General features: G+C 50.8%; 18 protein-coding genes and 1 tRNA gene. 10 read left to right on the plus strand and 9 right to left on the minus strand.

All coding sequences use genetic code 11. From position 1 onward, the window contains the following. Positions 1-3: 3 nt before the first annotated feature. Positions 4-603, minus strand: a complete 600-nt coding sequence (locus SIB66_RS00285) for a septal ring lytic transglycosylase RlpA family protein (protein ID WP_063407184.1) — start codon at positions 601-603, stop codon at positions 4-6. 318 nt (positions 604-921) lie between these two features. On the opposite strand from SIB66_RS00285, the gene purM reads away from it, so the two are divergent. From purM to SIB66_RS00305, 4 genes are all read left to right on the plus strand, one after another. Next, positions 922-1,959, plus strand: coding sequence for a phosphoribosylformylglycinamidine cyclo-ligase (gene purM / locus SIB66_RS00290; RefSeq protein ID WP_063407186.1), 1,038 nt, complete (start codon positions 922-924; stop codon positions 1,957-1,959). 170 nt (positions 1,960-2,129) lie between these two features. Continuing rightward, positions 2,130-2,768, plus strand: a complete 639-nt coding sequence (locus SIB66_RS00295) for a hypothetical protein (RefSeq protein ID WP_063407188.1) — start codon at positions 2,130-2,132, stop codon at positions 2,766-2,768. 182 nt (positions 2,769-2,950) lie between these two features. Further along, on the plus strand, positions 2,951-3,127 hold the full coding sequence (locus SIB66_RS00300) for a hypothetical protein (protein ID WP_236073853.1): 177 nt from the start codon (positions 2,951-2,953) through the stop codon (positions 3,125-3,127). A gap of 4 nt (positions 3,128-3,131) precedes the next feature. Next, positions 3,132-3,626 (plus strand): hypothetical protein, encoded by a 495-nt coding sequence (locus tag SIB66_RS00305; protein WP_063407190.1) that lies wholly within the window; start codon positions 3,132-3,134, stop codon positions 3,624-3,626. Positions 3,627-4,042: 416 nt separating this feature from the next. On the opposite strand, the gene SIB66_RS00310 is transcribed toward SIB66_RS00305, so the two are convergent. From SIB66_RS00310 to SIB66_RS00325, 4 genes are all read right to left on the minus strand, one after another. After that, positions 4,043-4,651 (minus strand): tetratricopeptide repeat protein, encoded by a 609-nt coding sequence (locus SIB66_RS00310; protein ID WP_063407191.1) that lies wholly within the window; start codon positions 4,649-4,651, stop codon positions 4,043-4,045. 206 nt (positions 4,652-4,857) lie between these two features. Continuing rightward, entirely contained in the window at positions 4,858-5,124 is a 267-nt protein-coding gene (locus SIB66_RS00315) for a hypothetical protein (RefSeq protein WP_041384644.1), read from the minus strand. A gap of 284 nt (positions 5,125-5,408) precedes the next feature. Next, positions 5,409-5,675 (minus strand): hypothetical protein, encoded by a 267-nt coding sequence (locus SIB66_RS00320; RefSeq protein WP_063421943.1) that lies wholly within the window; start codon positions 5,673-5,675, stop codon positions 5,409-5,411. Further along, positions 5,676-5,837 carry a hypothetical protein gene (locus SIB66_RS00325; protein WP_155724717.1) on the minus strand — a complete coding sequence of 54 codons (162 nt, stop codon included), beginning with the start codon at positions 5,835-5,837 and terminating at the stop codon, positions 5,676-5,678. A gap of 500 nt (positions 5,838-6,337) precedes the next feature. On the opposite strand from SIB66_RS00325, the gene SIB66_RS00330 reads away from it, so the two are divergent. Together SIB66_RS00330 and SIB66_RS00335 are read left to right on the plus strand one after the other, a co-directional pair. After that, complete coding sequence (locus tag SIB66_RS00330) at positions 6,338-6,706, plus strand: recombinase family protein (RefSeq protein WP_236073849.1); 369 nt, start codon at positions 6,338-6,340, stop codon at positions 6,704-6,706. Positions 6,707-7,475: 769 nt separating this feature from the next. Beyond that, a complete protein-coding gene (locus SIB66_RS00335) occupies positions 7,476-7,742 on the plus strand; it encodes a hypothetical protein (protein WP_063407197.1) in 267 nt (88 codons plus the stop codon). A 127-nt stretch (positions 7,743-7,869) separates the two neighbouring features. On the opposite strand, the gene SIB66_RS00340 is transcribed toward SIB66_RS00335, so the two are convergent. Then, positions 7,870-7,940 (minus strand) — tRNA-Cys (locus SIB66_RS00340). A gap of 54 nt (positions 7,941-7,994) precedes the next feature. On the opposite strand from SIB66_RS00340, the gene SIB66_RS00345 reads away from it, so the two are divergent. Next, positions 7,995-9,242 (plus strand): lipid-A-disaccharide synthase-related protein, encoded by a 1,248-nt coding sequence (locus SIB66_RS00345; RefSeq protein ID WP_063407199.1) that lies wholly within the window; start codon positions 7,995-7,997, stop codon positions 9,240-9,242. A 40-nt stretch (positions 9,243-9,282) separates the two neighbouring features. After that, positions 9,283-9,552 carry a hypothetical protein gene (locus tag SIB66_RS00350; protein WP_011131069.1) on the plus strand — a complete coding sequence of 90 codons (270 nt, stop codon included), beginning with the start codon at positions 9,283-9,285 and terminating at the stop codon, positions 9,550-9,552. Positions 9,553-9,567: 15 nt separating this feature from the next. On the opposite strand, the gene SIB66_RS00355 is transcribed toward SIB66_RS00350, so the two are convergent. Beyond that, on the minus strand, positions 9,568-10,212 hold the full coding sequence (locus SIB66_RS00355) for a ribonuclease D (RefSeq protein WP_063407654.1): 645 nt from the start codon (positions 10,210-10,212) through the stop codon (positions 9,568-9,570). Continuing rightward, on the minus strand, positions 10,212-10,433 hold the full coding sequence (locus SIB66_RS00360) for a hypothetical protein (protein ID WP_063395044.1): 222 nt from the start codon (positions 10,431-10,433) through the stop codon (positions 10,212-10,214). The genes SIB66_RS00355 and SIB66_RS00360 overlap by 1 nt, the downstream gene beginning before the upstream one ends. Positions 10,434-10,746: 313 nt before the next feature. Here SIB66_RS00360 and SIB66_RS00365 point away from each other — a divergent pair, with 313 nt between their 5' ends. Both SIB66_RS00365 and SIB66_RS00370 read left to right on the plus strand, forming a co-directional pair. Then, the gene (locus SIB66_RS00365) at positions 10,747-11,301 is read left to right on the plus strand and encodes a cofactor assembly of complex C subunit B (RefSeq protein WP_063407201.1); all 555 of its coding nucleotides are present in this window, start codon (positions 10,747-10,749) and stop codon (positions 11,299-11,301) included. Positions 11,302-11,361: 60 nt separating this feature from the next. Further along, on the plus strand, positions 11,362-12,192 hold the full coding sequence (locus tag SIB66_RS00370; protein ID WP_236070353.1) for an N-acetylmuramoyl-L-alanine amidase: 831 nt from the start codon (positions 11,362-11,364) through the stop codon (positions 12,190-12,192). Here the strand turns inward: SIB66_RS00370 and hemF are convergent. Continuing rightward, positions 12,119-13,192 carry an oxygen-dependent coproporphyrinogen oxidase gene (gene hemF, locus SIB66_RS00375; protein WP_063407205.1) on the minus strand — a complete coding sequence of 358 codons (1,074 nt, stop codon included), beginning with the start codon at positions 13,190-13,192 and terminating at the stop codon, positions 12,119-12,121. The two genes, SIB66_RS00370 and hemF, sit on opposite strands and share 74 nt — an antisense overlap. Between the last annotated feature and the right edge of the window lie 55 nt (positions 13,193-13,247).

The raw sequence follows: 13,247 nt of genomic DNA on the forward strand, positions 1-13,247 counted from the left end.
AACTCAGCGCAGCACCTCAAGACGCACTTGGGCAATACCACTCGATATCAAACCAAGCTCATGGGCAGCACCATGAGCAAGATCGATGACGCGATGAGCGATAAAAGGGCCGCGATCGTTGATTGTCACAACAGCAGAACGATCATTCCAAAGGTTGGTCACCCTTACCTTGGTACCAAAAGGCAAGCTGCGATGAGCAGCTGTCATTGTGCCTGGCCTGAAAACTTCACCACTTGCAGTTCGGTTTCCGAAGAAGCCCGGGCCGTACCAGCTTGCTTCACCAGTGCTCACTTGAACAACAGTGGGAGTTGGCTTGACAGGTCTGTTGAGCTTGGCAACCGGAACGATTGGTAACTCTGGTGGTGTCTCAACAACTAAATCAAGAGTTAAACCAGTAGCGACATCAGCACTACCTTGATCTGAGCTGTCTTGATTGGCGGAGAAAGGAGTCGCAAAAAGAGAGATTCGTTCAAGCAGAGCTTTCTTGACCTGTTCCCTGGTGACCTTTTTGTCGAGGTCAAGATCAAGGGCAAAGGCTGGTAACAGTGCAGCACTGCTGGAGCAAACACCAGCAAGAACAAGAAGCGAAACGGAAAATTTCATTACTAGCAGACGACACTTGAATGAGGAGAAAAAATCATCCCCAGCAGGAATACGTCCTTAAACCAACCAAAGTTCCCCAAACCGTACGAATTACATCCTCTCTTTAGAAGGGCTCGAACAGCACCTCCTCGTCAGATTGATGCAACTTTAACCAGCTAAATAACAGATCCTCACTGGACTTGCAAGGATCAGAGCCATACCACCCTGATCAGTCGAACTGATGCCATCTAGAGGCCCCGCTAATGCAAGACAGGACAATCGTGACATTGGCTGAATGGAGGGCGGCAGAGGAGGATCTAGAGAGGGCCAGTCGAAACCATGGACTACAAGACCGCGGGCGTTGACGTCCAAGCAGGTAGGGCATTCATCGAGCGGATCAGATCTAGCGTCGAATCCACCCACCGCCCAGAGGTAATCGGTGGTCTGGGAGGGTTTGGAGGCTTGACACGCCTCCCCGCAGGGCTAAACAAGCCTCTGCTTGTCGCAGGAACTGATGGGGTCGGCACCAAGCTCGAACTAGCTCAGCAACATCAAGCCCACTACGGAGTAGGGCTGGACCTGGTTGGAATGTGTGTCAACGACGTCATCACCAGTGGCGCTGAACCCCTCTTTTTCCTCGACTACATCGCCACCGGAACCCTCAGTCCAGAGGCCATGGCACAAGTTGTGGAGGGAATTGCAGAGGGATGTCGCCGCAGCGGCTGCGCCCTCCTAGGCGGAGAAACCGCCGAGATGCCTGGGTTTTACGACCCAGGTTGCTACGACCTAGCCGGCTTTTGCGTAGCAGTGGTAGAAGAAGACGAGATGATTGACGGTCGCAAGATCAAGCCTGGAGATCAGATTATCGGTGTAGCCAGCAGTGGCGTTCATAGCAACGGGTTCAGTTTGGTGCGCAAAGTGCTCGCCCTTACTGAGGCCAATAAGAACACTCTCTTCGGATGCGACAACAAACCTCTAATCGAGGCCCTGCTAACCCCTACCACCCTTTACGGCCAGCTGGTAAAAAACCTCCTAGAAGCAAAAGTTCCACTCCACGGCATGGCACATATCACCGGTGGAGGCCTACCAGAGAATCTTCCCCGATGTTGCCCAAAAGACTTAGTTACCGTTATAGATCCAAGCAGCTGGACCAGACCAGAACTTTTTCAATGGCTCCAAGATGCTGGCCAGATTCCAGAGCATGACCTCTGGCACACATTTAATCTTGGAGTGGGTTTCTGCCTAGTGGTCGCAGAAGAAGTAGTAAGTGATGTCCTGCAGGTTTGCAACGAACAAGCTCTTCAAGCTTGGCCTATTGGTCAAGTCGAAACTGCCTCTCCCTCAACCGGGGAGAGATTACGAGGGCTACCCAGCTAAAGCATTGCATCGCAAGGGCTCTTGAGTCGCAAGATCTCTCTAGCTAATTACATCGGACTTGTACGAGCCTATTCTCGAGCTGATTTTCAGGCACGTCCTCAAGTAATATTTACCTATGCACGCCGAGAGAATATTTCGGCAACAGCGTCGTTAGATCTAACTTAAATCCAATGCCCTTTGATAGCCCCCAGCGCATAACGCGTCGCCGTAGCTCAGCAGGACCTGTACCTCCAAGACGGCAAGTCAATAGTGAATACGACGATCGCAACGCCCCCCACCGTCAAGGACAGGGTCCGAGGCCAACCTTTTTAGCCCTTAGGGACCACGGCAAGGTTTATGTGGCAGACCTCCCCAATCTCTCTGACGGGCAACTGGTACACATCTGCAAAGAATCTGAGGAAGTTCTTGAAAGCCTGGAGCGTCGCATCAGCGATCTCGAACGCGAAGCACAGAACGGTTTCGGTGATAGCGACACCTTCATCAAGGCCTCCACCAAACGAGATGTGACGCGACGCTTCATCCGAGCCATCCAAGGTGAGCAAGAACATCGTCTCAGCAATCCAGCCCTACGCAGGGCGGCCGCTGAATCTCTGCCTCGCACTTTCCTCGAGATCTCACGCCACCGCTTGCCTGGAGCAACTTTTGATTCACTGCTTCAAGAAGCTTTGGCAGCCTGCGAACTGAAGGAACTGGACTCCGGCATTGCTCCAGAGGCACCTGTCAAGGTGGTCCCCATCCGCTCTACTGCAACCACTCTTCCGGTCGTGGTGACACCTGATCCAAATCTTCCCAGCTCAACCAGCGCCTAATAAGGGTTCATTACTCCAAATGGATTGCAGTCACCTGGATAAGTAATGCCAACCGAGCTAATCAAAAGACTCTAGAAATTGCAACGTCTAGGTTGAGATGCTTGGCCCACTCCTGTTTCACCAGCGCTCCCATCTGAAGGGGCATGATCACAAAATCGAATCAAATCGCCATCCTCGCAACCATGACGAGAACCGGCAAATCATCCGATCCATTTCACTCCAAAAAACCTCTAAGGGGAAAGGAGGCAAAAGCAGATGACACCCCAGAGGATGGGGATGTCCTTTGTAACCACTGTCGGCGAACCGCAATCAATGGCATACGTTGTCTGGGAATGTGTGTCGCTGATAGCGACTATTAACTAGATGCGCACTCCGATTGTTCCCCTCTTACTGATCAGCCTATCCATGGTTGCTGGAACAAGTTCGATCGCCGATCCACTCCAAGCTATTGGTCGCTTTGAAACGATTGCTAGCAAATGTAAATACAGAGTGGGGAGCGGCTCTCTGCAGAATTGCCATGTTGTTCAGATGGATCGCAAGACCGCGACAGTGACCGGGGTACGCTTCATCGGCCGAGGCGTAGAACACGGATCCAGTCGGCATCTCACCTTTGTCGCCAACGCGCCGGATCAGACCATCCCATTACGCTGTATATCAGGCAGCTGCACCCTGAACGAAAAAAGATGGATAGCCACGGTGAGCAGCGTGGCAGAAAGCAAGTTTGATGGGCGAGGGATTGCAGAAGGACTGCCTCAAGCCTGGCCGGTAAAGGGTGATTGTGAGCTCTCTTTGAAACAACTCCGCTGCAGGGCACGGGCCATGAGTGGAGAGATCCTTACCGGAGAAGCCCAACTGTGAGAGACCAGCAAGAGCGGGCAACTTCAAGGCGAGGATCCTTATAACTGGCTAGCGAACCTACCTACAAGCTTGTCTATTCTGCGCACCACAAGAAGACCCAGGGCCAAATCCGGCTCGTTGTAGCTTTAGCGAAGGGAAAAATTGGCCCCTTTAACAGTCAGAAAACAGCAATGCTCCTTTCTAAACAGTAAAGAAAGCGCTTAAGATAGGTGAGCAGAAGGTCATTAAGCCTCTAAAACGGGTTAATTCAATCTGCACTAATCCTGAATTAATAACTTCATTTTACAAGAAAAAGTGAGGCAAGAGCATCCATGCAGCTTGGCCAAGCAAAGACCTGGAAAGCTTCAAGATTGATCAGCTAAAAAGTGAACCAAGTTTACTCCCAAATTGCATGGTGCAGACAGCCAGAACCCATTCTAGCGGCATGACTCTTTCACCCACTTAGCAGCGATTTCATCACCCAATGCGGATGCCTCTCTCCAATCAGCACAAGCACCTGTTAGGTTGCCATCATTCTCTTTTGAAATTCCACGATTTAAGTAAGCAACCGCAAGTTTAGAATCAATCTCTAGCGCCTTATTGTAATCAGCAATTGCCGCTCGATTGTCACCTGATTTCCTATTTGCAACACCGCGATTATTGTACGCAATAGCATGATTGGCGTCAATTTCCAGAGCCTTGCTGTAATCATCAATCGCACCTTTATAATCCTCTAACTCATCCTTCGCATTACCACGATTATAATATGCAAGAGCATACTGAGGGTCAATGATTAATGCCTTGCTAAAATCTTCAATTGATCCTTGATAATCACCAATCCCATATTTAGCATTGCCGCTTTTAATATAAGCATTTACATCATTCTCTTCCCCCTCTCTTCTTGCTGAGACCGCCACCCCGGCAACTCCAGCAACAGCCGTAGAAACAATCAGCAGAGGTTTTCCTACCCGAAAGAACGACAAGCCAACAGCAGTGACAGCAGCTGTGGCAACACCTACGGCAATGGCAGCAGTACGGCGTGGCATAGAGGGGTTCTCCTATTGACTCAGCCTAGACAAAAGGTGCCCCCCTCCCAAGAGTGAAGCCGTTTTTTGGCATCAAGATTAAAAAGGACACCCTCTACCGAAGTTCTTAAACCCGAGACTAATTTTTGAGCATCTACGACCTCAGAGTGATAAGCAATTTCAAGCCTGGCGAAATCCAAGCTTCAGCAAACAAAGCAACCCCTCCCTCAGGTGCCACCATTGCAGAAACGAACTGCTGCAGAGACGCTCGTACCGCTGTTCCTTGTCTCTTCAATACAGGCATTAAAAAACTTTGCTTCCTGCTTAAGCGGATACAACTTGATCGCAATTGCCAAAAGAGCAAATGCAGCTATCCACCTTGCGGCTAAACCTCCAGCCCCAAATGCATACCAAAGGATCCGCCTACTACCGGAGGAGCTCGCACATTTCTTGGACTTCTTGGATTTCTTGCCCTTGCCGTTGTCCTTTGCCATTGAATCAGTGATAATTAAACAAACACTAGGCTGTTCCAGCTCCAAACAGCTTTAGGTCTTCCAAAAGAGCACCAGAATGGTAGAGCAAGACCAAATCAATAGTCCAAGCAGCACTTCATTCACTCCACAACAGCATTGAATTTACCTTGCTGAAATTGGATTGCTTGGTCCAGACTGATCAGGTGGAAGTGGGCAGCTCACCAATCTCAACGAGAACCCAGGAAGGGCCTGATGCTTTGCAGGAATAAACAAAGATCATGAATAGAGCTCTACCCCCCTTCAGATCACCATGCAATCAAAGACACACCTGCAATCAAGAGTGTTGTAACGACAAAACAAAGGCCAAAGATAATTGCCCCTATTCCTGTATTCCAATAAATAGACATGCTTAGCAACTCATCTCCTTCCTTTAAAGATTGATCTGGCGATGAGCCCAGCTGAAAAGACACATAGTCATTGATCCATACCTGTGTTGCTGATCGATAGGGTGATTCGGTTGTCACAAAATCGACAACCTCTATAACTCTCTCTTTAATTGTCGCTCGTGTCACTTATACAACCGCCCTTGCAATCAAGGTGATAGCAGCAAACAGAACTGCTGAAACGAGGAATCCAACCGCAAAAATACCTGCAACTATGCCTGTATTCAAATAAACGGAGACAGTCGCTAACTCCTGTCCTTTTTTTTCTGCCACTGATTTTTTCTCTGCCACTGGATGAAGCTGAAGGAATCAATATCCTATAGCCCCACCGCTTTGGATTACTTGTGACCTGCTCTGCAGAACCTTCGCTTGAGGACGGCAGGACTCGCAAGGTCTGTTCAGGCTCATCAAGAGCTCATCACCCTCCACCTGTATGTCCAATCCCCTCATATGGCAACAATCGCCCCATGCGCCAATGTTCTGACCCTCCAAAAAGCAAGCAGGCCCACACAAGAAGAAACGACAATCAACTCGCCAAGTTTTTTTACCTCAACGATCATGACCACCTCATTGGTGAGAACAGAGCTCAACCCGCGTTGAAGGCTGTCTCTTGCACCGCGATAGGTTCTCTCCCACATAAAGATAAAGAGCCTTAGGGTCAAGCCTGAAATAGAGCACCGCGTCGGATCCCCTCAAGTACAGGCCTTATTTTCTGAGTATCTGCGTCATAGGACTCCTAAATCAATCCTGAGCATTCGGAATCAAAGCATCAGCAGGCAAAGCCGGTCCCTTTGATTGACATTCAAGCGCTTAGGCAAAGGGCCCCAGCGAGCACTTCATGTCAGACCGCCGATCATCAAGCTGAGGCATTAAATGAAGCAGACTGCTGTCTTAACTATCACCAGGCCATCAGCACTAGTCTGAAAGAAGTGGGCAGACCACAACTGCAAATTGCTTTGGCAGCAATTGATAAAGGTGATGAATTGGTAGTCGTGAAGTTGAACCGAATAGGAAGAAACCAAGTGGAAGCGATTGCAAGGCTACAAGATCTTCAGAAGAAAGGCATCCATATCAGAACAGTGGATAGTCTGGTCAACACAAGAACAATAGGTAAATTGATGCCAGTCCTTCTTGGATTTTTTCTGGTCTTACTGAAGTAGAGCCTTCGCTGACCAGTGAAAAACAATTGAACACATTCAGCACCGCTTGAAAACAGGAGGGAAATTTGGAGGACGATCCAAGAGAAATGCTGCAAAGGAGAGTTTGGCGCTGTGGTTGAGGGATGAAGGTTGCTCTTGTCGATCCATCAGAAAACAAATAGGTCTTGCACTCTCAACAATCCTCAGGATTATCATGAAAAAGGAAGCATTAGCCGCATGAACCTGATCGAAGCACACAAAAGATCTATTGAACGTGAAAAAAAGAAGCTTGGGGTGTCTGACTATGGGTTGCTCTGGATTTCCTTCCTAAGAGGAGCATTTGTCGCCCTGATCATTGAGAGGTTAATCATCCATTAATGAAAACAGTCTTACTTGGCCTCATCGTTGCCCTTCTCTGGTCTTCACCTCAAGCAAGAACCACGACAGCCAATGGTCTCAGGATGGCGGCAAACTGGTTGGATCCAAAAGAGGAACCTACGAAGAACCCCAAACACATAAAAATCCCCAACCCTTTATATGTTGAGCAAGAATAAAAATAGAGCTCATTTCTAATTAAGAGATCAAAACTATTCAATGTCCTCTATCATGAGAGATCAATAAGCTTCAAAAAAAGCGGCAGAGCAAAGAACACCCAGAACATCCTCCTCCTACGCTTTTGAAATGAGAGTTGTACTTCAACCATTTCAATATTTGCTCTTATTTCCTGCCCATTGAGTAAATAAGATCATGAGCGATGTTAGCTTAAGTAAAGCTGGTTGATTGCCCTCATATGAAAGACGCTCATGAGCAAGTTTTAAGCGAAGAGAGCAAAGAGGTATGGCGAGATCATGTTCTTCAAGAAATAGTTGATTTTCTTGGATCCTGCAAGGACGAAATTTATGAGAACTATGCCAAACAGAGCGAAGGAAGACTCTCCAAAGAAGTCATTGAGGATGAAGGCTTGATGGACTTTGAACTCGCGATTACTTTCCTACGAGACAAGAAAAAATGGTTTGGACTTGGCTCCGGTTTCTTCAAGGCTAATCTCATTCGTTAAGTTCATAGAATCGTGACAACGTTGATTGAGAAGTAGCCCAACTCCCCTTCCGCTCCCCTTCCGCTTTTGCAGAGAACTAAGACGAGAACACGCCAGTTACTGCAACTTGTTTGGAGGACATTGTCGAAGGCGGCACCCAGATTCGAACTGGGGATAAAGGATTTGCAATCCTCTGCCTTACCACTTGGCCATGCCGCCGCCAGGGAGACTCAATTCCCTGCAGCGGATCGTATCAGCCACTCTGCTGGCTCTCTGCTCGTGATTTGCAACGGGCATGGCGAGGATCTGATTGCACTACGGGTGTTGGAGGCACTACATAGCAAATGTCCGAATCTGCCCATTGAAGTGCTTCCCCTCGTAGGGCTAGGACAAGCTTTTGAACATGCCTTAGCCGCTGGATGGCTTAAGCGCCTGGGCCCTTCAGCGCCCTTGCCAAGTGGTGGCTTCAGCAATCAAAGCTTGCGGGGCCTGATTGCTGATCTTGCCGCCGGACTCACTCTGCTCAGCTGGCGACAGTGGCGATGTGTGCGCCGCTCAGCCAAAGCTGGCAAAGCCATTCTGGCAGTAGGAGACCTGTTGCCACTGCTCATGGCATGGAGCAGTGGTGGAACCTATGGCTTCATCGGCACACCGAAAAGTGATTACACCTGGAGAAGTGGACCAGGCCGAGCCTTGAGCGACCACTACCACCGCCTCAAAGGCAGTGAATGGGATCCCTGGGAATGGGCCCTAATGCGATCTTCGCGATGCCGAGTGGTTGCCGTTCGTGATCATCTCACCGCCAGAGGACTACGACGCCATGGGGTAGCCGCAACGGCGCCTGGGAACCCAATGATGGATGGATTCAAGGTCGAATCAAGTCCTGCCGCCCTCAACCGATGCCGGCGACTGTTATTGCTCTGTGGCAGTCGAATGCCCGAAGCAGGCACGAATTTCAAGCGACTCCTTGAAGGCCTAGGCCAGCTCGATAGCGATTTACCGCTAGCAGTACTTGTAGCCTTTGGCTCCCAACCCAGCCTCAACCAGCTCGAAGCGATTCTCAGAACCGATGGATACCTACGATCCACCCCCCCCATCGACACCCTGGGAGCCAAGGCCTGCTGGGTCAAAGGTACACAGCTCTTGCTGCTCGGGCCTGGTCAATTCAACCGCTGGGCGGCCTGGACCGAAGTGGGCCTTGTCACCGCTGGAACCGCCACAGAACAACTTGTAGGTCTAGGCATTCCGGCCTTATCGATGCCTGGACCAGGACCACAATTCAAACGACAATTCGCCATGCGGCAAAGTCGCCTCTTGGGAGGAGCAGTACTGCCCTGTCAAAGCAAAGAAGAACTGGCAGACAGGCTTCAGAGACTGTTAAAAGACGACTCCCTTCGACAACGATTAGGCAGGATTGGCAACAGACGAATGGGAACAGCTGGCGGCAGTGCTGCACTCGCAGCACTGATCTCACAGCTTTTATTAGGGACTAGGAGAGCATCTAGACAACGCTCTGTTTGACACGCCATAGCGGATACTGAACGCTTGCAGCACCACTGCCATGGCGGCCATGCAGGACCATGCCTTAGTGAAAATCTACGCCGAACTGGCCAGCTGCCTCAGCATTAGCCTTGCCTCGGCCCGAAGGAAGGTTGAACTGACAGCAAGTCGGGAGGAGGTTAGGGATCTTGAAGGCCGCAAGGCCATAGCCGAACGTCTACTTGAGGCGGCTCGCTCACGCCCAACAGAAGGAGAAAACACCTCAGGTTCTCAACTCGACCGACTTCTGGAAGCTGTGGCCAGTGAAGAGAACTTCATGGTTGAGGACTAAAGCACACGACACTCGTCAATGTTCAAAGATCTGGGTAAATCGCAAACGATCCAGTTCCGCGATCACAGGGATACAACTGAAGCAACGCTGCGCAATCTCCCAGCGCCCCTCACGTCGCAACATCATTTCTAGACGCTGCCTAGCCGGAAGCAGATATCGAGCATCGTTGGCTGCATAGGCCAACTGAACATCGCTGAGTTCCTCAACCCGTCCCCAATCACTGCTCTGGGCCTGCTTATCCAGTTCAACTCCAACCAACTCCATCACCACCTCCTTCAATCCATGGCGAGGGCTATAGGTTCGTGCAAGGCGACTGGCCACCTTCGTACAGAAAATGGGCAAAACGGAGATGCCCAATCCGCTAGCAAGTGCGGCCACATCAAAGCGAGCAAAGTGGAACACCTTTTCAACAGAAGGGGCCTCCATTAGCTTCTGCAAGCGAGGGGCAGACGTCTGACCCAAACCAATCCGCACGCATGCCACATTGTCGGCAGGGTCACAAATCTGCACGAGACAGAGGCGGTCACGGCCATGAATCAGTCCCATGGCCTCAGTGTCTACCGCAATCGCAGATGCTCTGAGATATCGATTCGCCCAGCCTGAGTCGAGATCCCCATCGAAAACGACAAAACTTGCAGGTGCTTGAGAAAAGTCGGCCATTAAGCAAATGGCGCAGGGCCAGGACAGATCCTCACCACTCTGAAGGGCCACAGCGCCGGCTTGCTCATCTTGCTGATTTGAAAACGGTGGCGAGACTGGGTTGAATCAGGCATGGTCACTCGCTCGCCTTGAGCATCTGACGCATGCCCTCGCTGAACTGTCTGGCCGATATCAAGCAAGATTTTTTCAACCACCGCAACAGTTTCTCGATCTGGGAGCAACCGTCTACAGGTTGCTGATCTCCTTGCTCAAGACAGTCAACTATCAAGCAAGAATCTTGCATCAACTAGCTCTGAGGCTGCCACGCCATCGGCTTTCGAAAGGCATGCTGCAAAAAGCCATGAATTTTCTAAAGAGCTAAGTAAGGCTCATACAGCAACACCAAGCAACGCTGCCCAAAACCTGATCCGACCGAATCGCATGCTTCAGCTCCTCGCTACAGCAAAGGCTGATGCAAAGCGACTGATAGAGCCCTGCCATGGCATCGTAAAGACCTAGAACAGATGGGTACATCAGCACCCATGCACGAACGCGATGCCGGCGGTCTTCTCCTCGACCCTGCTACTCACAGTGCTACTGGCCATCGGCCTGGTGTTCTTTCTGCGGGCAGCAAGTAAAGACCGAACCACGGTTGTAGATGTTCACTCACCGCGTCCCCCACTAGAGGTCCTCAATGGAATGATCCAGTGGCTGGAGGAACGAGGCTGGAAGCAAGATAGTGGCGATGCTGATAGACAAGTCCTTCGCTTCATTGGAAGCGTTGCCTCCAGCCAATCGCTGGCAATCCTGTTATCCCTATACGCTGCAGTTGGTTCAGGCTGCCTTGGACTGGTTGTCCGCCAGCTTTATCCCCTCCTGGACTGGTGGCCACTTCTGCTTATTGGTCTGGGCCCACTCGCAGGATTGATCTACAGCAATCGCGCCAACCGCATTGAAGCCGTTGAACTTCGCTTGATCAGCGCCAGCGACGACGAAGGCAGCACCCTGAGGCTGAGGGCCCATCGCGACGAACTGATTGCCATGGAATTGGAACTCTCCCAGCCCCTTGAGCTGGCTAGCGATGGCTCTCTTCTATCCTCTCCAATCTGAGTGATTTCAAATCTCAGCGGGAAAGGCAGGAGCCTATTGATTCTGAGCAAAGCTTTCAGCTTGGGGATCAGCTTGCTTTGCCCGGCCACTTCCGCAGAAGCACCATCTCCGCCACCTATTGAATCTCCTTCAAGAACAGCACCGTCTCAATCACCGATTGCAGAGCTAAACACCGGTCCCCGCACGCGCTTAAGGGGCAATTGGGTAGGTCGCCAACCTGTGTCTCCCTCTTTAAAGATTGTTGTCATGGCAGGACATGCAGACTCACAGGGGATGCATGGCTCAGGAACCCCAGGAGCTGCAGTTGATCAAAGGGGAGAAGCACCGATGGATCCCCGCATGCGGGATGAACTCTTTTGGAACCAGAAAGTACGCGATGCAGTCGTTGCCCTCAGTAAGCAAAAAGGGCTCAATATCATCGGCTACGACCCAGGAGCACTCTCAATTGCTAAAGCGAGCGATCCACGTACCAACTGGTCAGTAGCCCGCCGCCTTTCCAGGCAAGGCGACTACATCCTAGAGATTCACTTCGATGCATACAGCCCGCATGGATATGGATCTGGACTGATCCCGGCCCTCAATCGCAACCTCAACCGAGTGGATGAAAGTCTTGCTCAGAGCTTCGGTCGATTTCCCAGATTCTTTCGGGGAGGCCTTGGTGGACCACGACGCGGGATCAGCATCCTTGAGATCGGAATGCTGGAAGGAAGTCTGGAGGCAAATCTCCGCAACCCCAAAACCAGAGAAGCAACCATTCAAGCCATCGCCCTTCAAGTCACCGATGCTTTGATGCTGGGAGTACGTGGGAAGACGTCTTCTAATCCACCGCCTGGTGTGGTCGACAACGCTCCTCCAACGTCGAATCCTCAAACCAATTCTGAGGTCGAGTAAACAAATCAGTGAGCAAAGCCTCCCTTGAATCAGCTGGTGCGACATATCCATACTCCCAACGAGCCAGTGGTGGCAAAGACATCAAGATCGACTCAGTTCGACCATTGGTTTGCAATCCGAAAATCGTGCCCCGATCCCAGACCAGATTGAACTCCGCATATCGCCCACGGCGATACAACTGGAATTGACGTTCTCGATCGCCATAAGCCTGCTCCTGACGTTTCTCCACAATCGGCACATAAGCCGGCAAGAAAGCCTTCCCACAAGCCTTGGCCAGCTCAAATAACTGTTCCCAGCTCTTTGGATGAGGCCCTAACTCCCGTGAGACCTGTGCAGCTGGACCCTCAGAGTTTTGACCTTTGTAAAGCACTCCAGATCCATCCTGGTAGTCGTAAAAAATTCCACCCACACCACGTGTCTCACCACGGTGCTTCAGATAGAAATATTCGTCACACCAAGGTTTAAAGACCTTATGGAGCTCAGGTCCAACCGTGTCGCAAGCCTGCTTATGAACGCGATGGAAATGGCGGGCATCTTCCAGGTAGGGATAAAACGGCGTGAGGTCAGCGCCACCGCCAAACCACCACACTGGCCCCGCCTCGAAATAGCGGTAATTAAGGTGGATCGTAGGCACATAGGGATTGCGCGGGTGTAGCACCATCGAAGTGCCGGTAGCGAACCAGGGATGCCCCTTTGCTTCAGGCCGCTGATTCAGAATCGACGGAGGCAACTCCTCGCCGTGCACCTCAGAGAAATTAACGCCGCCCTGTTCAAAAACTCGGCCCTCACGCATCACCTTGGATCGCCCACCACCCCCTTCAGGCCGCTCCCAACTGTCAGTTCTAAAAGATTGGCCACCATCAAGACTCTCCAGTTCATTACAGATCTCATCTTGCAATCCGAGTACCAATTCACGTGCACGTTTGCGCGAGTGAGGAGGAGGACCTTGGCCAACATTCTCAGAAGCACCCATAACCTTGCCAATCAAAGTAGGAACCATGCAGACAACAGTAATAGAATTCCGTTGTATTTTGCGCCAGGACAGCTCTTTTTTT

Origin of the sequence: Prochlorococcus sp. MIT 1318 (genome assembly GCF_047304505.1) — a bacterium.
In the GTDB taxonomy this organism is placed as follows: Bacteria; Cyanobacteriota; Cyanobacteriia; order PCC-6307; family Cyanobiaceae; genus Prochlorococcus; species Prochlorococcus marinus_D.